This is a genomic window from Alcaligenes parafaecalis (assembly GCF_026344135.1).
GTDB lineage: Bacteria > Pseudomonadota > Gammaproteobacteria > Burkholderiales > Burkholderiaceae_B > Alcaligenes > Alcaligenes parafaecalis.
Genome location: NZ_JAPKNA010000002.1, coordinates 200,409 through 221,914, shown reverse-complemented (window position 1 = coordinate 221,914; position 21,506 = coordinate 200,409). Strand labels below are relative to the sequence as shown.

At 55.4% G+C, this 21,506-nt stretch carries 13 protein-coding genes; 3 read left to right on the top strand and 10 right to left on the bottom strand.

What is annotated here, in order from left to right:
* Positions 1-9: 9 nt before the first annotated feature.
* From OSH09_RS07970 to OSH09_RS07945, 6 genes are read right to left on the bottom strand one after another with little or no spacing between them, the layout of a single operon-like run.
* The gene (locus OSH09_RS07970) at positions 10-1,200 is read right to left on the bottom strand and encodes a chain-length determining protein (protein WP_266120659.1); all 1,191 of its coding nucleotides are present in this window, start codon (positions 1,198-1,200) and stop codon (positions 10-12) included.
* A complete protein-coding gene (locus OSH09_RS07965) occupies positions 1,197-1,859 on the bottom strand; it encodes an ABC transporter ATP-binding protein (protein ID WP_266120658.1) in 663 nt (220 codons plus the stop codon). Before OSH09_RS07965 ends, OSH09_RS07970 begins: the two co-directional genes overlap by 4 nt.
* Complete coding sequence (locus tag OSH09_RS07960; RefSeq protein ID WP_266120657.1) at positions 1,856-2,644, bottom strand: ABC transporter permease; 789 nt, start codon at positions 2,642-2,644, stop codon at positions 1,856-1,858. The genes OSH09_RS07965 and OSH09_RS07960 overlap by 4 nt, the downstream gene beginning before the upstream one ends.
* Positions 2,645-2,686: 42 nt before the next feature.
* Positions 2,687-3,886 (bottom strand): polysaccharide biosynthesis/export family protein, encoded by a 1,200-nt coding sequence (locus OSH09_RS07955; protein WP_266120656.1) that lies wholly within the window; start codon positions 3,884-3,886, stop codon positions 2,687-2,689.
* Between the two features lie 2 nt (positions 3,887-3,888).
* On the bottom strand, positions 3,889-5,229 hold the full coding sequence (locus OSH09_RS07950; protein ID WP_266120655.1) for an aminotransferase class I/II-fold pyridoxal phosphate-dependent enzyme: 1,341 nt from the start codon (positions 5,227-5,229) through the stop codon (positions 3,889-3,891).
* On the bottom strand, positions 5,222-12,805 hold the full coding sequence (locus OSH09_RS07945) for a type I polyketide synthase (RefSeq protein WP_266120654.1): 7,584 nt from the start codon (positions 12,803-12,805) through the stop codon (positions 5,222-5,224). Before OSH09_RS07945 ends, OSH09_RS07950 begins: the two co-directional genes overlap by 8 nt.
* Before the next feature lie 1,001 nt (positions 12,806-13,806).
* Here OSH09_RS07945 and OSH09_RS07940 point away from each other — a divergent pair.
* The gene (locus OSH09_RS07940) at positions 13,807-15,297 is read left to right on the top strand and encodes a nucleobase:cation symporter-2 family protein (protein ID WP_266120653.1); all 1,491 of its coding nucleotides are present in this window, start codon (positions 13,807-13,809) and stop codon (positions 15,295-15,297) included.
* A gap of 136 nt (positions 15,298-15,433) precedes the next feature.
* On the opposite strand, the gene OSH09_RS07935 is transcribed toward OSH09_RS07940, so the two are convergent.
* Positions 15,434-16,297 carry a DMT family transporter gene (locus OSH09_RS07935; protein WP_266120954.1) on the bottom strand — a complete coding sequence of 288 codons (864 nt, stop codon included), beginning with the start codon at positions 16,295-16,297 and terminating at the stop codon, positions 15,434-15,436.
* Between the two features lie 122 nt (positions 16,298-16,419).
* Here OSH09_RS07935 and OSH09_RS07930 point away from each other — a divergent pair, with 122 nt between their 5' ends.
* A complete protein-coding gene (locus tag OSH09_RS07930) occupies positions 16,420-17,811 on the top strand; it encodes an aminotransferase-like domain-containing protein (RefSeq protein ID WP_266120652.1) in 1,392 nt (463 codons plus the stop codon).
* A gap of 92 nt (positions 17,812-17,903) precedes the next feature.
* Positions 17,904-18,809 carry a DMT family transporter gene (locus tag OSH09_RS07925; protein WP_266120651.1) on the top strand — a complete coding sequence of 302 codons (906 nt, stop codon included), beginning with the start codon at positions 17,904-17,906 and terminating at the stop codon, positions 18,807-18,809.
* Positions 18,810-18,866: 57 nt separating this feature from the next.
* Here the strand turns inward: OSH09_RS07925 and OSH09_RS07920 are convergent, their stop codons facing one another.
* The 3 genes from OSH09_RS07920 to OSH09_RS07910 form a co-directional block, all read right to left on the bottom strand.
* On the bottom strand, positions 18,867-19,319 hold the full coding sequence (locus tag OSH09_RS07920) for a DUF7832 domain-containing protein (RefSeq protein ID WP_207872455.1): 453 nt from the start codon (positions 19,317-19,319) through the stop codon (positions 18,867-18,869).
* Between the two features lie 207 nt (positions 19,320-19,526).
* A complete protein-coding gene (locus tag OSH09_RS07915) occupies positions 19,527-20,015 on the bottom strand; it encodes a hypothetical protein (RefSeq protein ID WP_266120650.1) in 489 nt (162 codons plus the stop codon).
* 289 nt (positions 20,016-20,304) lie between these two features.
* A complete protein-coding gene (locus tag OSH09_RS07910) occupies positions 20,305-21,498 on the bottom strand; it encodes an acetyl-CoA C-acyltransferase (RefSeq protein ID WP_222669040.1) in 1,194 nt (397 codons plus the stop codon).
* Between the last annotated feature and the right edge of the window lie 8 nt (positions 21,499-21,506).

Below are 21,506 nucleotides of genomic sequence, written 5' to 3'. Positions count from 1 at the left end.
TCTTTCTTGTTAGTCCACATGGTCAAGCACAATGCTCTTGAGCAGCTTCAATATCCCAGCCAGGATCAGCGCCAACAGCAAGGTCACCAAGGTGTTATAGAGACGACGCGGTTCCATCGGGTACTCAGGCAAGGTCGCTGATTGCAACACTGACACTTTCTCCAACATACGAGTTGCATCGATACGCCCTTTCTCCAGAGCACTTAAAGAGGACTTGTAAAGCTCTTGGGTGAACTGCACGTTCATTTCAAGGCGATAAAACTCTTCTACGTACTTATTCAAGGTCCCACCTGATGGCGTCGCCAACTTCAGCTTTTCCTCTTTGATTTGTGCATCCACGGCTCTCAAAGATTGCTTCAGCATCAAGATATTGGGATGATCCCGATCCAAAGTTTTAGGCAGAGAGGCTAGTTGTGTCTGCAATTGCGCGCGTTGCCCTTCTAATGCCGCCACAATGGCATTAATACTTTCAGCTGTAGCTTGGGGCGACAACAAACCTGCCTTGTTTTGATAGTTCAGCAGGTCCTGGCTGGCTTTCTGAAAGCGGTCTTGAGCTTGATCAACCTGAGTAACCAAGAAATTCACTTGCACCTGAGCCATTTCATGGCCAAGCACATTCATATAACGCTCTCCTTCCTGGACCAACTGTTGGGTAATAGCCTGTGCCATTTCCGGGTTGTAAGCTTGGACCTTGATGCGTAACACACCAGAGAAGTCATCAAACTCCACCTCTACACGGCGCAAATAATGACGATGGAACCACTCTAACGAGGCATCCTGGAACCACATCCGCGACACCAAATCATGATCAGCGGAGCTGTAATGAGTACGTAAATCCAAAGACTCATCAAGCTTCTTGAGCATGTCCACAGACAACAAGTAATCACGTAATAACAGCTGATTCGCGCGGTCAACCGTAGCTACACCCGATACCAGCATCCCCAGGTCAAAAGACGGTGCTCCTACCGTGTCTGTCTTTCGGATAATGACGTTGGCCTCGGACACATAGCGGTTCGAGGCAAAGACTAACCAATACGCCGAAGCCAAGACAGCCAAGATCAGAATCACACGTACGGCATGATCAAATAAACGCAATGAAAACCATGAGCGGAGGCGAGCCCCAAAAGCAGGTTTCTTTGAAACAGCCTTATCGGGAGCGGCACTAGCAGCCTGCGTAGTGACTTGTGGTGTATCTGTCATTTTGGAAGTGAATCCTTGTAGGCATTGAGCGCATCGTCAATATGTTCAAACCAGTGCGCTCGCCCTTGATGCAGCCAGACACCAGCCTGGCAAAATTGTTTTAAGGTTTTATTGTCGTGGGCCACCATGATCAGGCCCGCACGATTTGTCATGGTTTTAAAAGCGTCAGCTGCTTTTTTACGGAATGCCGCATCACCTGCCGCTGTAACCTCATCCGAGATGTACACATCAAAATTAAAAGCAAACGACAAGGCAAACTGAAGACGGGAACGCATACCAGAGGAATACGTATAGACCGGCTCCTCAAAAGCTCGGCCCAGCTCAGAAAAATCTTTAATAAAAGCGAGCCGATCTGCCAGATCCTCCTGATGTCCATGGACCCGGCACACAAACTTCGCGTTTTGACGGCCCGTCAAGGTACCTTCCAACCCTCCGTTGCCCATCGGCCAAGACACCCTGCACAAACGCTGCACAGTGCCTTTATTGGGATGGTCCACACCACCGATCAACCGCAACAACGTAGATTTTCCGGCACCGTTAGAACCAATCAGACCCACATTCACCTTGGGAGGAATCGTTAGGTTTACTCCCTCCAGCACCCAACGCCCAACACCATGGGCCGTCTTGTAGCGTTTATAAACATCATTGACGACGATCATTTCATCACCAACTGCTGTGTAAAGCGTCGATACAAAACCAGACCTAAAAACAGGCTCACTATCCCCCACAGATACAGGTATCCCATGCTGATGCCCGGCACCATGTGGTAGTAATTTGAAAACCCTTTGCGTACCAACTCCAAGCCATGCACCAAAGGATTGAACAAGAGCAGATCCCGATACGGCTGGGGAACCGCAGAAATAGGCATGATGACTCCTGAAATCAGATACAAAGGCATCATCATGATTTTCAGTATGTGCTCAGTTTCGCGAACCAAGGCCATCAACACAGAGGCAACCAAGCCATAGCCCACGCCAAAGAGCCATAACCCGAACATAGTCACTAAAACTTGCAGAGGATCATCAGGCCGCACGTCATGTCCAAGCAACGCTGCGCCAGTCAAAATAATTGCAGACACCAAGGTCATCAAAAACGCTTCCAGGACGCCACGAGCAACCGAGGTATCAAATGGCTGCACCTGCCTATAAGCAAACAAAGGCTTATTGCTATCGACTGCATGCATCACCTGCATCGCAGTACGACGAAACATAAAAAACGCCAACATCCCCACCACAATCCAGACAGTGACATCAATGCCACCGACCGTGCGCAAACGAATCACTGTGAAGATGAATGTGATGAAACTGATATGCAGCACTGGCTCCATTAGCAACCAGAACCATGCAGCCCGCATATCAAACAAGCGATCCAGAGACTCTCGCAAAAGTAACGCCCGCCAGACCGACCAGGTGACGGCCATGGGGCTACGCACCTGCTTATTCATCCCGGCCTCTGCTGAAGAAGTTGTTCTTAGCCATGAACCCGATCACTTCATCATGTTGTTCAATGTCGTACTAGGCACAGCCACCGACACCACTAGACGCAAGAACTTCTGGAACTCAGCCGCTGGCGAGTTGGACACGTAAATCACGTCCTTATCCTGCACAGGGAAGTTCTGGGTGACGAAGAAAGAAGCTGGGTCACGCAGGTCGATCTCGTACACCACGGGTACGACACCTTTCTTGTCCAGCAAGGTCGACTCTGGCGCACCATCCACCAGCGCAGCATCTTCAAAGCGGAAGACAAACACACCGCGAGCATCAGCTCGTGACGTATCCAAGCCCCCGGAGCGGGCCAAGGCCTGTACCAAGGAAATGCCTTTAGCTTCAAACGGAATCTCTTCGTTCTTGCCTGTGGCGCCCAGAATGGAAAAGCTCTGGTTTTGGTACAGCGCGGTAATCACATCACCCGGTTTCAGCATGATGTTCTGGCTCGGATTACGGATGATCGTATCCAGCGCCATGGTCGATGTATTCATCTCACGCGAGAGCTGAATGGCGATACGGTTGACCGCTTGCTTGACGCCACCACCTGCGGCCAAGGCATCCAGCAGGCGTTCGCCTTTCGGCGTCAGCGGCATCAAGGTGCTTTGATTGACTTCACCCACCACAGTCACGTTAGAAGAGTTGTTCTGGGTAACACGCACCAATACTTGGGGGTTGTTGGCCTTGCCTTGCAAACGCTTGGCAATGCTTTCTTCAATCTGTTGGGTGTTACGGCCCTGAACGGCGATGCGGCCTGCAAATGGCATGCTGATCATGCCATCTGACGTCACCATTTGTGACGGGAAGGCTACTGCATTAGTTGTCGCTGCCGTCGCTTTGGGGTCCAAGGAAATGCTGCCAAACAGCATGGCAGGCGGTGCTTCCCAAACCGACACTTCCAGCACATCCCCAGGGCCAATCAGATAGTTGTTCGAGCCCATGCTGGGGAACTGAGCCGCAAAATCGCCCATGCGCTTTTTAGCTGCCAGCTTCCTGGTCAACTCGTCTGTCACGTTAACCAGGGTGATGCCTTCTATACGGCCCTCACGCCGCTCTTGTACTTGCTGGCGGCTAGGGCCATCAGCTGACATCCAGTCCGGCATCGTGGCACATCCGGCCAGTACGGCGACCAGGGCGCTGGCCATGACGGGCCGTCCCATTGCTGCAATCTTGCTAACTGCTGTGTGTAGTAATTGAGCCATGCTTATTTCTTCATGAGCGTGTGAACGGTTTCACACGCCAGGTCTATGTCATCCTGGCTATGCGTGGAGGACAGGAAAAAGCGCAGACGTGCTGCTTTCTCTTCCACCGCAGGATGGATAATGGGTTGCACATTCAAACCGGCATCAAACAACTGGCCGGACAATTTGACTGCTTTCAGAGAGCTGCCTGTGATCGCGGGAATGACGGCGTAGCCTTGGGCAAAGCCGGTATTGACTCCCATCGAGCGCATCGAATTCAGAAACTGACTGCCGCGCTCTTGCAGGGTATGCACACGCTCGGGTTCCCGGCGCATGATCTGCAAGGCTTTAAGCGAAGCAGCCGCCAGCACCGGGGAAATCCCCACGCTATATACAAAACCAGAGGCGGCGTATTTGAGCAGCTCCACCAGCGCGCGGTCGCCAGCGATATAGCCGCCGCAGCTTGCCAGGGTCTTGCTCAAGGTGCCCATCCAGATATCGACATCACGGCCTGCCACAGCAAAATGTTCGTGCGAGCCGCGACCTGTCTTGCCCAGCACGCCCAGGGCGTGCGCCTCATCGACCATCAAGAACGCTTTATAGCGCCGTTTTATGTCAATAAATGCAGGCAGGTTGGGAATGTCGCCATCCATGCTGTACAGACCTTCGATCACAATCAGCACACGCTCGAACTGGCCACGAATGTCAGCCAGAATGCGCTCCAGAGCGGCGCTATCGTTGTGAGGGAAGGAACGGCGGGCGGCACCCGATAACTGGATGCCTTGCAAAATACTGTTGTGGATCAGGCTATCGTGAATCACCAGATCCTTGGGGCCGAACAGGTAACCAATGGTGCTGACGTTGGTGGCGTGTCCACTGACAAAAACTACGCAATCATCCACCTCGTAGTTCTGCGCCAACTCTTCTTCCAGCTCTCGCTGTACACGGCGCTCGCCAGCTACCAAACGGCTGGCCGAGGCTGATGTGCCGTACTGGTCCATCGCTACTTTAGCGGCTGCGTTAACTTCAGGGTGCGCGGACAGACCCAGATAGTTGTAGTTGGCAAAGTTCAGATAGTCCCGCCCATCGATACGGGTGCGCGCAGCGGCCACGCCGTCGTGACTACGAAAGAAGGGATTACGCACGCCCATCCGATCCGCCATGGCTTTGGGCACCAGCATTTTCTCGTAGCCGGGGTGGCGATCAAAGCGGGTAAAGGACTCCGGGATGTGGCTGGCCGCAGCCTGACGGCTTGCGGACTGCTCGGCCATGCGGCCATCGCTGGCAGCTTGTCCGGCTTTACGTCCCAGAATGCGCTGAATCAGCTGTGCTTTACTGCCTGGCACCAGATCGTTCTTACTCATGAATCAGTGATGTCCCTGTTTCTGCCAATCGCTGTACATCCTGCGCCAAACCTTGCAAATCAGCCTCGGACATCTCATCCCCATGCTGACGTACGACATCGGCTACCAAATGCCCTGCCCCCTGCTCTGCCGAGTCCTCGCCACCGGCCGTCAGCTTGTCCACAATGCGGGCCGCGACGTTCCAGACGGTGGGGGAATCGTTCAGTACCATGGCGGGCAACTGCACGCCAAAGCGTTGCTCCAAGCCCAAGGCCAATTCCACAGCCATCAAGGAGTCCATGCCCAGGTCATGCAAGGAGCGTTGGGTTTCGATACGGTCTACTTCGGTGCGCAGAATGCTGGCTACTTCTTGTGCCACCCACTCGGCCACCAAAGCGTGAATTTGCTCGGGTGTTTTACCCGCGATCAAAGCGTGAATATCCTGCCCGTCGCTGCCGGAGTCGTGATCCTTGCGAGCACGGTTCAAGATGGCGAAGCGTTCGCTCTGGGCCGAGGCCAGCAAGCGGGCCAAGGCGTTCCAGTCAAAGTTGGCCACGATGGACACTTCACCATTGGCGGCCAGAACGCGATCCAGTTGATCCAGTGCCTGATCGGACTGCAACGGTGCTTTGCCCAGGCGCTTACCCAAACTGTCTTTTACGGTTTCATTGCGCGTCAGATAACCTGCATCGCCAATCGGCCCCCAAGCAATACAAGAAGCCGCCAGACCCTGGTTCTGGCGCAAACGCGTCAAACCTTCCAGACCTGCATTGGCGGCCACATAGTTCGCCTGCCCGGGGTTACCAATAGAGGTCGTCACCGAGGAATACAGCACGAAGTGAGACAGCTTCAAATCCTGAGTAGCCAGGTGCAGATTCCATGCACCCACCAACTTGGTTTGCAGCACCTTGCTCAGGCTGTCCTGATCCATATTGGCGATCAGGCGATCATCAAACACGGCGGCGGCATGCAGCACACCAGTCAGTGGGCTATCACTTGTCTGAATCTGCTCGACGACGGCCTGTACCGCTGCGAAATCCGTGACGTCACACGCCACGATTTGCACACGACAGCCTTGTGTCTGGAACTGCTCCAGCAGCTCTTGTGCACCAGGAGTATCGGCACCTCGACGACCTGCCAAAACCAGGGATGTCACACCACGCTTGACCAGCCACTGGGCCGAAGCCAGGCCAAAGCCGGACAAACCACCCGTCACCAACCAAGTGCCCTGTGCGGACAAATCAAGGGGAGCGATAGTGTGTTTGGACGGCAATGCAGGCTGAGCATCTTTTAAGGACACCACCAGCTTGCCGATGTGACGAGCCTGCTGCATTGCGCGGAATGCATCAACCACATGCTCAGCACCGAAGCTACGGTATGGCAATGGGAACAGCGCGCCATCATGGAACAGTTCCATGACTTCTTTAAACAGGCGTCCAGCCAAAGCTGGACGTCCCGTCAGCAACTGGTCGGCATCAATACCAAAGTAGCTGATGTTGCTCTTGAAGGGGCGCAGGCCGATAGGTGTGTTCTCGAAGAAGTCGCGCTTGCCCAGCTCCAGGAAACGGCCAAATGGGCTCAAGACATCCAGGCTGCGGCGCATGGCTTCACCCGCCAGCGAGTTCAGCACCACGTCCACACCTTCACCGCCGCTAGCGTCCATCACATCCTGAGCAAAGCTCAAGCTGCGCGAGTCGAACACACGGTCTGCTCCCAGCAGGGAGGCAAAGACGCGCTTCTCGTCTGTACCTGCGGTGGCATAAATTTCTGCGCCCAAATGACGGGCCAACTGGATTGCGGCAATCCCTACGCCACCAGCAGCACCGTGGATAAGGACTTTTTCACCGGGCTGGATCTGGGCCAGATGCGTCAGGGCGTAGTACACCGTGAAGAACACGGTGGGAACCGTAGCCGCAGCCTCAAAATCCCAGCCTTCAGGCATGGGAGCGATCGCATCGGCACGCGTCACAACATGACTGGCAAAGCAGGAGGAGCCAAAGCCCATGACTGGCTGACCCACCGCCAAGTGGGTGACATCAGCACCCACGCGTGTGACCACACCCGAGAACTCCAGGCCCAGGCTGGCACCGGCAAAACCGTTTTCTACGGCTTCATCCGGCAACAAGCCCATCAAATACATCACGTCACGGAAGTTCAGACCGGCTGCCATCGTACGGACTTCAACCTGATCCGCCGCCAAAGCCGGGGCTTGCATGGCTTGCCATTCCAGATTGCGCAGTTGTCCGGGCACCTGGAAGTCCAGCTTGAAGCGGGCGTCCTGATTCAGCCGCGTTTGTCCTGCCTGGGTGGCATCTGCCAACACCAAGGTATGACGCGCGTCTTGGGACAAGACGACTTCAGTCGCCTGATCTGGCCACAGCAGCTCTCGCTCCAGACGCAGGCTAAGATCGCTAGCCAAAGCATCATCTGCCAAATCGATCATGGTGCAGGACAGGGCAGGCAGCTCATTCATCAGAACCCGACCAAAACCCCACAGAGCCGACTGGGCCGGATTAACCGCCCAATCCAGCTTGTCTGCCATAGCGGGCAAAGCACCACCTTGAGTCACCAGCCACAAAAGGCTTTGAGCAGCGCGTGCGGACAGGCTTTGTGCCAGACTCAGCAGCTTGCCGCTAGTATCGCTGGCGACGTCCACGGTATCGCCCCAACCCAGCATCTGCACCACATTGATGGCAGCCTGATCGGCCAACACATCGTCTGACAAAGGCCAGGCTTGAGCACTCACGGCTTGGCCAGCCGCTTGCAAACGCGTCTGCAAAGACTGGGCTTGCATCTGGGAGGCGTCATCAAACAGCAGCACCCAAGTAGCCGCGGGCACGGACTCTGTACTCTGTGTCGTCTGAGTCTTGGCCGCATTGGCCAGTAGCAGATAGGCACCTTCACTTAAGTCTTGGGCAGCAGGCTCCAGAGCGGTTTGCACCTGCTCAAAACCCGCCTGCTCCAAGGCCTTGTGCCAGCCCTCAGGCGACAACAAGGAAGAGGATTGCGTATCACCGGACTCGTGCCACCAGCTCGGTTCCAGGCCAGACAGGAAGTCGGCATGCCAGTCCGGGTGACATTCAGCCAGCAACAGCACACCCTCGGCGGCCAGCCATTGTTTGCTATGCGCCAGGGCAGGCGGCACATGCACCGTGCGGTGCAAGCTATGGCGCAGAATCACGACATCAAATGCAGTGATGTCAGCCTGCTCCAACTGCCATTCCTGCAAGTCAAAACCAATAACTTGTACATTTGCCAAGCCATGATGCTGAGTTGCCTGACGCGCTTGTAAATCAGCGTCGGGCAATGCCAGCACATAGTCGAACTGATCTTCAGACAAACAAGCCGCCAAGGTCTTGGGCAAATTGCTAGGGCCTACGGCGACTTCCAGCACGCGCAGGCGCTGCGAGGCAGGCAAGTTAGCGGCCAGCTCGCGCAATTGGGCTTCCAATGCCAGACGCACACCCAGATACATGGGGTCGTCGTCATACAGCACTTCAACCACGGGAGAGCGGCGCAAGGAGGCCAGCAATTTCGGGCCTGACACTTCGCCACGCAGCAAGGCAGGCAGTTGACGGCCCACCGAGCCAATTTGGGTCAGTTGTGGCAGGCTATTGGGTGAATCCTGCAAGATAGTGCGCCACAAATCTTGAGCAGGCGGCATATCGGCCTGATCCACCACATTCCAGCCCTGCTCGCTGTCTTGCAACAGCTCTTCACGGCGGAGCAGATCTGTCATCCAGCGGCCATATGGGCTAGTCATGACGTCGGCGCTAATAGCGGAAGGCTGGGTCGACAGGCTTTGGAAGGCTTCGTAGATAAAAGACAGACTCAGCGCATCCAGCAAAGGCAGGCTTTGCTGGAACCAGGTTTCGCGTTCTTGCTGCTGATCAGCCAGTGCTGCCCAACCGCTTTGGGCCAGTTGTTCGGGCGCGAGCGTAACAGCAGCTCGCTCATCACGAGGATGAGGGCGCAGATACGGGGTAATTTGCCAGTTGGAGACCGCATGACGATCCTGGCGCAAGAAATACGCTGCGCGGAAACGGCAAGCCTGCGCGCTGGCCAGCAAGCAGCCATCAGCACCGTACAGCTCAAAATCTGCCAAGACCGAACGAGTACTACTACGACGCAGATGCGCACGGAAGTGCGTCACCTGTCCTTCAGTGGACAAGGTAAAACGCCCTACTTTCACAGGCAGCAAGGCCACGCCTTGGCCCGCTTCAATATCTTGTGCGAAAAAATCCACCAGAGACTGGTAGCACACGTCCATCAAGGCCGGATGCAGCAGGTAAGCTTCCTGATCCAGGCTGATCGGCATATCCAGTTCAGCACTCAAATAAGTGCCCTGAACGTGGGCCTCTTTCAAGCCCTGAAAGGCAGGACCGTAATCCAGACCCAAGGTGTGAGCCAGACGGTAATGACGCTCGCGATCAATCTGCAGCGTGGACGACACCAGAGGCTGTAGTTCCGCTTTAGGCAGGCGCTCATCAGACGCCAAAATACGGCCACTGGCATGGACGACCCACTCGTCCTGACTCAGGCGCTGACGGCTCTTGATATGGAAACTGCCATCGCGCGGATTCAGTACAAATCGCAGGCTGCGGGCATGCTCACCGTCGAACACCAATGGGGCCAGAATATCCAGCTCATCCACCAGAATCAGGGTTTCGCCCAACCACTCGCGGGCGGCGGCCAAGGCCATTTCCAAATAAGCGGCACCGGGGTAGACCATCGCCCCGCCAACTTTGTGGTCGGCCAGCCAAGGCAGAATCACTGGGTCCAGCACGTTTTCCCAGCCAAGATCGCTGTCGGGTAAACGCCAACCCAGCAAATCATGCACGCGACGGCGCTCAATAGAGCGCATCCCTTCTGTGCTGGACTTGTACCAATGGCGCTCACGCTGCCATGGGTATACAGGCAGATCCACTGAATTACCGGCCACGGGGAAACGGGCTTTCAATTGGGTCGGCAACAAGGCCAAGGTATGCAAAGCCGTATCGGCCAGGCGCTGCGGGCCATCGTCATGCTTGCGCAGGCTGGACAGCACCACACCCTGAACATCAAGCTGAGTCAGGGTTTCACGGATATAGCGCTGCAAAATAGCGTGCGGGCCAATTTCCAGAAACACACGACAGCCCTGTTCGCCCAGGCAGGCAATGGCTTTCTCGAACTGCACGGGCTCACGGATATTGCGCCACCAGTAATCCACGCCCAGCTCTTGCGGGGGCAGCTCTTCACCGGTAACGGTCGAAACAAAACGGGCTTGTGCTGCTTGCTGGCCGGGCTGCAAATCGCCCAGGCTCTTTTCCAGATGCGGCAACAAGCCATCCATATAGGGGCTATGAAAGGCGTAATCCAAATCCAGCAGACGGAAGAAAACGCTTTGGCCTTCCAGGGCAGACTGAATACGCTGCAAGCCTTCCAGGCTGCCGGACAGAGTGATATTGGAGGGGCTGTTCACACCCGCCACATTCACGCCCAAGTCTGCACCCAAGCCTTCCAGCAAGATATTCACCGCTTCCAGCGACAAACCAACAACAGCCATCCGGCCTTGGCCACGAGTCAGACCCTGAGCCTGACTACGGGCACAAATCACGCGTATGGCTTGCTCCAGATCCAAAGCACCGGCGGCCCAGGCTGCAGCGATCTCTCCCACACTGTGACCAGCTACAGCATCGGGTTGAATGCCATCTTCGCGCAGCATGCGCGTCACAATAACTTGTACGGCAAACAGCAAAGGCTGGGCGACTGTTGTGTCGTCCATGCGGGAAGCGGCAGGCTCGGCCTGTAATTGCTCCAGCAGCGAGAAGCCCGCCAAGGGCTTCATCATGCTGTCCAGTTCGGACAGCAAAGCCGCGAAACGAGGGGACTCGCGCAACAAGGTCACGCCCATGCCCAGCCACTGCGCGCCGTTACCGGCGTAGACAAAGGCCAATTGGCCTTCTTTGCTCAGGGCGTCTACGGTTTGCAGACCTTGTGGGGCCTGACCGTGCGCGTAAGCACGCAATTGCGCCACGCCTTCTTCAACCGTTTCGGGTTGAATGATCAAACCACGGGCCAAAGTCTGGCGACGGTGAGCAACAGCGTAGCTGACATCGTAAAAATCTTGGGCTGTTTTGCCATCCAGCAAGTCCGCATAATTACCCGCCTGTTCGCGCAGGGCGGCTTCTGTCTTGGCCGACAAGACCAAAGGTGGCAAACCCGCGTTCGGCAGCGTTATCGATTGGCTTGCTGTCGCTACAGGAGCCTGCAGCAAGACGTGGGCGTTGGCACCACCAAAACCAAAAGAATTCAGGCCAGCCACCAACGGCTTGCCATCGCTACGCTGCAACTCACGGCCCTGGGGCAGCAGCTCCAGGTTCAAGCCGTCAAAATCAATGGCGGGATTGGGTGTCTTCAAATGCAAAGCAGGCGGCAAGGCCTGATGCTGCAAAGCCAGCACCGTTTTGACCAAACCGGCCATGCCGGAGGCCGATTCCATATGCCCCAAGTTCGCTTTGACTGAACCGATAGGCAAGCGCTGTTCGCGCGATTTGCCATACACCGCGCTGATCGCGGTAGTTTCAATGGGATCGCCTACAGCCGTACCGGTCCCGTGGGCCTCTACAAAGTCCACATCACCCGCTGTCAGGCCACTGCGCTCCAGCACGGAGCGCATCAACTCAATTTGCCCCTGACAGCTAGGAATAGTGATGCCGGTCTTGCGAGCGCCATCAGCATTCACACCCGTTGCCAAAATGACGGCCTGTACTTGATCGCCATCGGCCAAGGCCTGCTCCAAGGGTTTGAGCATCAATACAGCGCCGCCCTCGGAGCGTACATAACCATTACCGGCTTCATCAAACGCCTTGCAACGGCCATCTGCCGACAGCATCGAGGCTTTAGTAAAGCCAACAAAGGGATAAGGATGCAGCAACAGATTGACGCCTCCCACCAGAGCGCTGGAGGCCTCGCCATTGCGCAGACTTGAACATGCTTGATGCAAAGCGACCAAAGAAGACGAGCAGGCGGTATCCACCGCCATGGACGGTCCATGCAAATCGTAGATATAAGACAGACGATTGGCCGCAATACTCATGGTATTGCCGGTCATCATATGAGCTGTCAGGCTGGCCAGATCATCCAGGCCGCGCATGCCGTAATCCAGACCGGAAATACCAACATAAACCGCGCAATCGCTACCGGCCATGGCAGACGGCAAGACACCGGCATTCTCCATAGCTTCCCAGGACAGCTCCAGCAACAAACGCTGCTGGGGGTCCAGCCAGGCGGCTTCGCGAGGGGAAATGCCAAAGAAGTCCGCATCGAACTCGTCGATACGAGACAGAACGCCCGCCGAAAAGGTGATGCTGCGGCCCGGTTCGGACCGTTTATCGTGCTGCAACTCGGCCGTTGCCCAGCGATCTGCCGGGATTTCCGTAACCAGGTCACGCTTTTCAATTAAGGCATTCCAGAACTGTTCGGGTTGCGACAGGTTGCCCGGAAAGCGAAACGCCATACCAATAATGGCGATTGCACCAGACGAAGTACTGCTTTTATTAATATCCGTACGGGATGCTTCTAACTTATTAGCATCCTTGCCTGTATTTTGAGACACGCACCCTACCCTTTCGATCTTTACTGACTCGCCCTGTCACCCCGGAGCACGGAATAGTCATATTTGATAAAACGCTATTTCGGACAACGACTTCTGACATCATCGTGTCGCAGGTAGCACACCAGCAAACAATGGCGAAAATTACACACCGTTACTATGGTTTACAAACAATAATTACATGGAATATATAAGCCCCATGCAATTTGATAATATTTATTTTTCGATTTTTATTTAATTCTTTACACAATAAATAAATATCTAAATTAAATATCCACTGACAATATTGTTCTATTTATTTTTAAAAACAAAAATACTAATATTTGAAAAACAACCAGGCCTTGGGCGCATTTACCAAGGCAATTCAATCAAAACACTGGGGAAATATCAAAGGTGTTTGTATTTTTCTGCCACCCTGCATAAAATAAAAATCACAATTAAATATTTAGCAAAAACTCTTATCCACCCAGAAAACTCTTTAACCCAAGAGGTAGCCCGCAGCGTTTCAAAAATATTTATAGCTGCGAATGTTACCATTGCGCAGTTGTTCTAATCTATAAAGAATTGAAATGGAACAGGGGCTTACTGTAACAATCCGATGCTGCCAAAAAGCCGCGATATGGGCTGCATGGCAACTATCAGGCGGCTTACGGCCTAGTCATTAGTGTTACTTACTACCCCAAACATTGACAAGAAAAGACTGGTCAGTCGTATATAAAAAGTCATTTTTGATACAAACACGACAAGCGCACGACGGGTGCAAACCCGTTACTGGTGCAGGTATACAACGATCTGCTGCTCTGACCTGACGATCCGGCCCCGAAGCAGTGTTTTCCCTTAGCGACCTCAAAAGCACCCGAATCAGGGTATTTTTCTTGGGGGTTATCCCTCATTTATAGCCAGGGGCACCTAGGCTCTATACGAATTGTCTTATGGCATGCCTGTCGCACGCCGTTACATTGAGATGGCTTCATCTAATAATTAATCCACTCTGGAGACATTTCATGGGTACGAACGCGACCACCGCACCCGTCGACGAACGATTACCAAACGGCAGGCTGGCTGCACTGGGCCTGCAGCACGTTTTGGTAATGTACGCCGGTGCCGTCGCGGTTCCACTAATTGTGGGCCGGGCATTAAATCTGACGTCTGAAGAAGTATCTATCCTGATTGCTGCTGACTTGTTTGTCTGCGGCATCGTATCCATCATTCAATCGATGGGTTTTACACAGTACTTTGGTATCAAACTGCCTGTCATGATGGGCGTAACCTTTGCCGCGGTAGGCCCTATGGTCTCGATGGCGCAGGCCAACCCCGGCCATGACGGCGCCCAACTGCTCTTTGGCACTGTGATCGGGGCAGGGATCATTACGATGATCATTGCCCCCGCCGTCAGCCGAATGCTGCGCTTCTTCCCCCCCGTGGTCACCGGCACGATTATTGCCATGATCGGTATTACGCTGATGCGCGTGGGGATTAACTGGATTTTTGGCAATCCCTTCGGCCCGACTGCCCCCAGCGTCATCAACCCGGACCATTTGGCCTGGATACAGCACGCCCAATCGGCAGCGGCCATGCCAGGCTCTGCCCTGCCTCCCTTACCGGAAGGTCTGGCCCTGAAGGCGACAGTCCCTAACCCACGCTACGCCAACCTGACAGGCCTGGGCATTGCGGCCATCGTGCTGACCTCGATCCTGCTGATCGCTAAATTTGCAAAAGGTTTTCTGGCGAACGTAGCCGTATTGCTGGGTATCGTCATTGGCGCGGTTGTTGCTTCGGCCATGGGCATCATGACCTACGAGAAGGTCGCCAATGCAGCTTGGGTTGATCTGGTCTTGCCGTTCCACTTTGGTATGCCCAAATTCAACCTCCTGCACATTGCCACTATGACACTGGTCATGATCGTCGTGCTGATCGAATCCACCGGCATGTTCCTGGCGCTAAGCGACATGACAGGCAAGAAAGTGGATCAGAAAGATCTGGCTCGCGGCCTGCGTACCGACGGTCTGGGCACTTTGCTGGGCGGCATCTTCAATACCTTCCCGTACTCCAGCTTCTCGCAAAACGTAGGTCTGGTTGCGGTAACAGGTGTTCGCAGCCGCTTTGTCTGCGTGGCCGGTGGTGCCATTCTGATTATTCTGGGCCTGCTGCCCAAGATGGCCGCCCTGGTAGAGTCCCTGCCTACCGTGGTTCTGGGCGGCGCCGGTATTGTGATGTTCGGTATGGTCACAGCCACGGGTATCCGCATCCTGTCCGGCGTGGACTACAAGACCAACCGCAACAACTCCATGATTGTGGCTATCTCCATTGGCGTCGGCATGATTCCTCTGGTTGCGCCCAACTACATGCAGTGGATGCCTCACGCCATTCACCCGCTGATCGAATCGGGCATATTGCTGACCTCGATTGCTGCCGTTCTGCTGAACTTGTTCTTTAATGGTGCTAAAGAAGATACACAGGCAGCGGTAGAAGCCGCCAAGCACGCCGAAGCGTAAATCGCCCGCCATGCTTGCCATGAAACCGGCCTGTCTACTGAGTAGACAGGCCGGTTGTTTATCGCCTAACGGTTCCAAAAGCTCAAGACCTTCGTCAGCCAGGAGTATTGCATCTAAGCTTTTTATGCCCCGGTCATCACGAAGCAAAACGACGGGCACCCGCCACACACAAGGCCGCGCCTAAGGTGACCCAAATCATGCTGGGATTGACGGCCTCGCCCAACAAGGCCGCCGCCAGCCCCAGGCCCATAAAGGGCTGCAACAACTGCAACTGCCCTACCGCCGCAATCCCGCCCTGCGCCAGCCCTCGGTACCAGAACACAAAACCCAAAAACATGCTAAATACCGACACATAGGCAAAACCTAACCAGGCCGAGGCTTCAATCCCGCTAAAGCTCTGCGGCCAGAACCAGATCATCATGACAAACATGAAGGGCGAGGACAGCACCAAGGCCCAGCAAATCACTTGCCAGCCTCCCAGACGACGCGACAAGCGTCCCCCTTCGGCATAGCCCATACCGCACACCACCACAGCGGCCAACATGTACAGATCGCCCTGCCAGGCGGCATCCAGACCTTCCCTGGCGGCATACGCCATCACCACCAGGCTGCCTAGAATGGAGAAAAACCAGAACACGGGTTTATGCCGCTCACCGGCCAAGATGACGCCAAATACTGCCGTACACAAAGGCAACAAGCCCAGATACACAATGGAATGGGCCGAGGTAATGTGCTGCAAGGCCAAAGCGGTCAGCAAAGGAAAACCCAGGACAACACCAAAGCCGACCAGGGCCAGTGAGGCCAGGTCTGCGCGTTGCGGACGCGCTACTCGTCCGATCAGCAGCCAGAGGCTTGCCAGCAAGGCGGCCACTACTGCTCGCCCCCCCGTCAGGAAAAAAGGATCCATGCCCAGTACAGCAACTCGTGTAGCCGGTAATGAACCCGCGAAAATTGCTACCCCGATAAAGCCGTTCAACCAACTGACTGCCTTGCTATCCATCATTCACACTCCCACCAAGAAGCTTGTCAGTACAACACAGCTATGCCAGCATACACAGGCACAGTCCAGTACAGTTTTTAAAAACTGTATTGCTCATTAGACCCATACACCGTGCCCAGCCCATGCCCTCTTTGACTCGCATCGACCACATCATGCAATCCGTGCGTGAACGCATTGCCGCGCGCACCTACCCGCCCGGCACCCGGCTCCCGTCCGTACGTGCTCAAGCCCAATCGTCAGGGGTATCAATCTCTACGATTGTGGAGGCGTATGGCAGGCTGGCTGCCGAAGGCTTGATAGAGGCACGGGCAGGCTCCGGTTTTTACGTGACCGCCCCCTTGGCCCCCTTGAGCCTGGCTGCGCTGGAACCGGCACTGGAACGGGATATCGACCCCCTATGGATCTCGCGCCAATCGCTGGAAGCAGGTCAGGATATGTTGATGCCGGGCTGTGGTTGGCTACCATCGGACTGGATGTACGACCAAGGCGTACGCCGAGGGCTACGCAAAGCCGCACGCAGTTCTAATGCAGACCTGACGGATTACGGCTCGCCCCTAGGCTTGGAGCCGCTACGCCAACTGCTGGCCCGCCGCCTGGTCCAGTCCGAGATTGACGTCGCCCCCCATCACATCATGTTGACCGACTCGGGCACCCACGCCATTGATTTGATCTGCCGCTTCTTTTTGGAGCCGGGCGATACTGTGCTCGTGGACGACCCCTGCTACTTCAATTTCCATGCTTTGCTGCGAGCACATCGCGCCAAAGTTGCCAGTGTCCCGTATACCCATCAGGGACCGGACCTGCACGCCTTTGAAGCCGCCTTGCAAGAACACAAACCTCGTCTGTACATCACCAATTCCGGTATACACAACCCGACCGGAGCGCGTTTGTCAGCCACAACTGCCCACAGTGTTCTGGCCATGGCGCAACGTGCTGATCTCTACATTATCGAAGACGATATTTTCGGGGATCTGGAATCTCGTCCTGCCACCCGCCTGGCCGCGCTGGATGGCCTGTCCCGGGTGGTACAGATAGGCAGTTTCTCCAAAACCTTGTCTGCATCCTTACGCTGCGGCTATATCGCCGCCCAGGCTCCCTGGATAGACAGTCTGGTCGATCTGCGTACGGCCACCAGTTTCAGCAGCAACCGTCTAGCTTCTCATATCTTGCACAGCGCACTTAGCGACAGCGGCTATCGCAAACATCTGGAGCGAGTCCGGCACCGGCTCTCCAAGGCTATGGACCACACCGTGACACAACTGGAACAGCTAGGTCTGACACCGTGGTTGCGCCCCCGCGAGGGCATGTTTCTGTGGGCTTGCTTACCCGTCGGACACGATGCACTTAGTCTGGCACGCGCCTGCCTGCCCCATGGTGTAGTGCTGGCTCCCGGCCCCGTTTTCAGCCAGGCCCCGGATGCCGCTCGGTTTCTGCGTTTCAACGTGGCCCAATGCAGCGACAAACGGATCTTTAGCGTGTTGAAGCGGGCACTTGATAAAGAGTTGTCTGTTTAAAGAGTCAGGCAACTCCCGATCTGGCTGTAGCCGCCCAAGCCAGACGCCCGCGCCGCAGCCAGAGGATTACAATCGGCTCTGTTAGACGGCCCATGCGGACCGCCACCACCAACACCATTCCCATGTCCCCCAAAGACTTACGCGATTTATTCCTGCTGGCCGCCATTTGGGGCGGCTCGTTTTTATTTACGCTTCAAGCGGTTCCGGAGTTTGGCCCCTTTCCGCTGACGGCAGTCCGTGTCGGTGTCAGCGCCCTGGCCTTGATGAGCTACATCACCATCACAGGACGCTTGCCAATCTTTCTGGCGAACTGGAAACCCATCTTTGCCTTGGGTGTTCTGAATGCCGCCGTGCCCTTCTCCTTATATGCCTTTGCGGCCCTGCGTCTGGAGTCGGGATTACTGGCAGTTCTGAATGCCATGGCACCCTTGTTTGGCGCACTGGTCGCCCGCGTCTGGCTAAAAGAACGTCTGACACCCAGCCGCATACTGGGGCTCTGTTTGGGCTTTCTGGGTATTTTGATTCTGGTGTACGACAAGCTGAGTTTCAACAAAGGAGCCGAAGGCTGGGCCGTCCTGGCATCCTTGTTGGCTACCGTGTTTTACGGCATTGCTGCCAACTTTACAGCCCGCTATCTGCGAGGCGTACAGCCACAAGCCGTAGCTGCAGGCAGCATGGTCAGCGCGACTCTGATTTTATTACCTGCTGCCATTTACTGGTGGCCCGCCCAACTGCCGGGCCTGCATGCCTGGGGCGCAGCGCTGTCTCTATCCTTGTTGTGTACGGCGGTCGCCTACCTGATTTTTTACCGTCTGCTGTCCAATGTCGGCCCGTCCAAAACCATTACGGTGACCTTTCTGGTCCCGCCCTTTGGCGTACTGTGGGGAGCCTTGTTGCTGGACGAAGCTCTGACTGCACAAATGCTGATCGGCATGAGTACGGTCCTGTTTGGCACCTTGCTGGCCACGGGGCTGATTGGCAGGCGCAGGGCAGCGTAAGTCTGCTGCGCTGCCCGCAGGCAGCGCTTCTAGCACCTGAAAGCCGAGGAGCAGAAATCAGTCCTCCAACCCCTGCTCCTGACGCCAGTGCTGGTAACGTCGCTCCAGCACGGGACGCAGGGTTTCGTAGGTATCCCAATCGTCAGGCACATGGTAGATGGACGGCAGAACCTCGTCGTCCAGCGTTTCCACGTAATCGTCCAGATACAGCTCGTCGTAATAAAAATCGCTGAAGGATTTGCCCAGATCTGACAGATCTTCGCTGACCAGCACATCGTCACAACACTCTTGCAGCAGTTGCGAGCCCTTCAGCATGTGATCTCGACACTGCCGGACTTCGTTGGGATAGCGATCCAGAAAGGCATTAGCCAACAGGCCTTTTTCTACCAGCCAGGCCAAATACATGCCGATATGTGTGCGCCCGCCTTGCGGACCCAAGTCAGAAGGGTAGTCCCCACCCACATGCCAGTCCACAGCATCGTACTTAACGGGATCAGTGTGCGTTTTCAATGTCGTACCTCCGTAGGTATGTGAATGTCCTTGGGAAGCGGCTGCCCGGATTTTGCTCGTGCTCTTGCCTTTTATCAGTATATCGATCACACGGCGGGCCACTAGTATTTTTGCAGATACCTGCTTCCTGTTTCAAAGTGGGGCATACCAGCGCTCAAGTACGACGACAATCCGCAGCACTGTTTCTATCTATCCCACAACATAGCGTCAATCACCATATGAATTCGACACAGGCCGAAGCTGCAAGGCGACCTGTTCACGATCAACAGCGCAAAGCGCAGGATCATTAGGGTCGCATAGCACAGCCACGGTGTTACCCGGACGGAATCGGCTGAACAACTCGGGCTGCACCAGAACATCTACAAACGCCCTGCTGCCAGCCACATCCAGGCTTAAACGCAATAGGGGGTAAGCCAACTGGAGCACACCGGGAAGCAATTCATCGTGGGCCACGATCATCGCTTGGCACCGCTTGGCATCTTGTGACACCAAACGCTGATACAAGCACTGCTCAGGCAAGGCCCGCTGATAGAGTATAAAAGCTCGGCCACTAGCAATCAGGAAACCGACGGGCACGAGCAGTACCAGCGCGGCCAGATACGGCAAAGAGCCGCCCCACTCCAAGGTAATACCGACAAGTACCACCATTGCCGCCAAGCCAAAAGCCAAGAGCATCCACAAAAGCAGCACGACCATCTCACCTCCTTTGCAAGCACCCGCTCAAAAGCAGTTATCAAAGTGCGACAGGCGGAGTGGATGCTGGGCCTGCGTATCCAGTCGACCGCCAGATAAAAGAACTATGGTGCGAGTCCATGTCCACTCTATGACAACAACAAACCTTTACGTTTTTGATACTTGAGCAGTTTTAAGCAAATTTGCTTATAGGTATGGAGCAGTTACCCTCCAAAGCCTGGCGAGCATCAATAAAAAAGCCGCCCGAAGGCGGCTTTGTACTACAGCGATAGAAGCAGTGGCAGACCTGAGATTAGGTTCGCTCGAAAATCCCGGCAGCGCCCATGCCTGTACCAATACACATGGTCAGCATGCCGTACTTCAGTTGACGACGCTGCAAGGCATGAACCACGGTAGCAGCACGCATGGCACCGGTCGCACCCAGAGGGTGGCCCATGGCAATAGCGCCACCCAGCGGGTTGACGCGCTCTGGGTCCAGGCCCAGATCACGAATCACCGCCAGAGATTGAGCGGCAAAGGCTTCGTTCAGCTCGATCCAGTCCATCTGATCTTGCTTCAGGCCAGCCAAGGCCAAGGCATGAGGCACGGCTTCTTTAGGACCGATACCCATGATCTGTGGAGGCACGCCACGGACCGAGAAGGTCACGAAACGGGCCAAAGGCGTCAGGTTGTGCTCACGCAAAGCACGTTCGGACACCACCAGCAAAGCGCCAGCACCGTCAGAGGTCTGCGAGCTGTTCCCGGCCGTTACCGAACCACGAGCCGCAAATACGGGACGCAGCTTGGCCAGCACTTCCAGGCTGGTATCAGGACGTGGCCCTTCGTCACGATCAACCACTTGGGTTTTGACCGAGATCTCCTGAGTGCTCAAGTTAGGCTGACGACGCGTTACCGACACGGGCAGAACCTCACCCGTGAACTCGCCGGATTCCCAAGCCTTGACGGCTTTCTGGTGCGAAGCCAAGGCAAACGCATCCTGATCTTCACGGGATACTTTCCACTGACGGGCCACTTCTTCAGCCGTCAGACCCATGCCATAGGCAATGCCATAGTTTTCATCCGAAGTGAAAATCTCCGGGCTGAATGTGGTGCCAACGCCCATTACGGGCACTTGGCTCATGGATTCCACACCGGCAGCCACAATGATGTCCGCCTGACCCGTACGGATACGGTCGGCAGCAATGGCAATGGCACTCAAACCCGAGGCGCAGAAACGGTTGACGGTCATGCCCGCCACGGTATGTGGCAGACCTGCCAGCAAGGCAGAGATACGCGCCACGTTAAAGCCTTGTGGGCCTTCGGGCAGCGCGCAACCAGCCACGACTTCTTCAATGGCAGCCGGGTCCAGAGTGGGCACACCCGCCAGCGTGCCGCGAATGGCTTCAGCCAGCAACTCGTCAGGACGGTAGGCCGAGAACACACCGCGAGGTGCTTTGCCAATGGGCGTACGCTTGGCAGCGACGATATAAGCTTGTTGTACAGTCATGTCTACTC

Excerpts from the sequence above, each read along its gene's own strand:
- OSH09_RS07970 (WP_266120659.1), bottom strand. The coding sequence starts at position 1,200 with ATGACAGATACACCACAAGTCACTACGCAGGCTGCTAGTGCCGCTCCC.
- OSH09_RS07965 (WP_266120658.1), bottom strand. The coding sequence starts at position 1,859 with ATGATCGTCGTCAATGATGTTTATAAACGCTACAAGACGGCCCATGGT.
- OSH09_RS07960 (WP_266120657.1), bottom strand. The coding sequence starts at position 2,644 with ATGAATAAGCAGGTGCGTAGCCCCATGGCCGTCACCTGGTCGGTCTGG.
- OSH09_RS07955 (WP_266120656.1), bottom strand. The coding sequence starts at position 3,886 with ATGGCTCAATTACTACACACAGCAGTTAGCAAGATTGCAGCAATGGGA.
- OSH09_RS07950 (WP_266120655.1), bottom strand. The coding sequence starts at position 5,229 with ATGAGTAAGAACGATCTGGTGCCAGGCAGTAAAGCACAGCTGATTCAG.
- OSH09_RS07940 (WP_266120653.1), top strand. The coding sequence starts at position 13,807 with ATGGGTACGAACGCGACCACCGCACCCGTCGACGAACGATTACCAAAC.
- OSH09_RS07935 (WP_266120954.1), bottom strand. The coding sequence starts at position 16,297 with ATGGATAGCAAGGCAGTCAGTTGGTTGAACGGCTTTATCGGGGTAGCA.
- OSH09_RS07930 (WP_266120652.1), top strand. The coding sequence starts at position 16,420 with ATGCCCTCTTTGACTCGCATCGACCACATCATGCAATCCGTGCGTGAA.
- OSH09_RS07925 (WP_266120651.1), top strand. The coding sequence starts at position 17,904 with ATGCGGACCGCCACCACCAACACCATTCCCATGTCCCCCAAAGACTTA.
- OSH09_RS07915 (WP_266120650.1), bottom strand. The coding sequence starts at position 20,015 with ATGGTCGTGCTGCTTTTGTGGATGCTCTTGGCTTTTGGCTTGGCGGCA.
- OSH09_RS07910 (WP_222669040.1), bottom strand. The coding sequence starts at position 21,498 with ATGACTGTACAACAAGCTTATATCGTCGCTGCCAAGCGTACGCCCATT.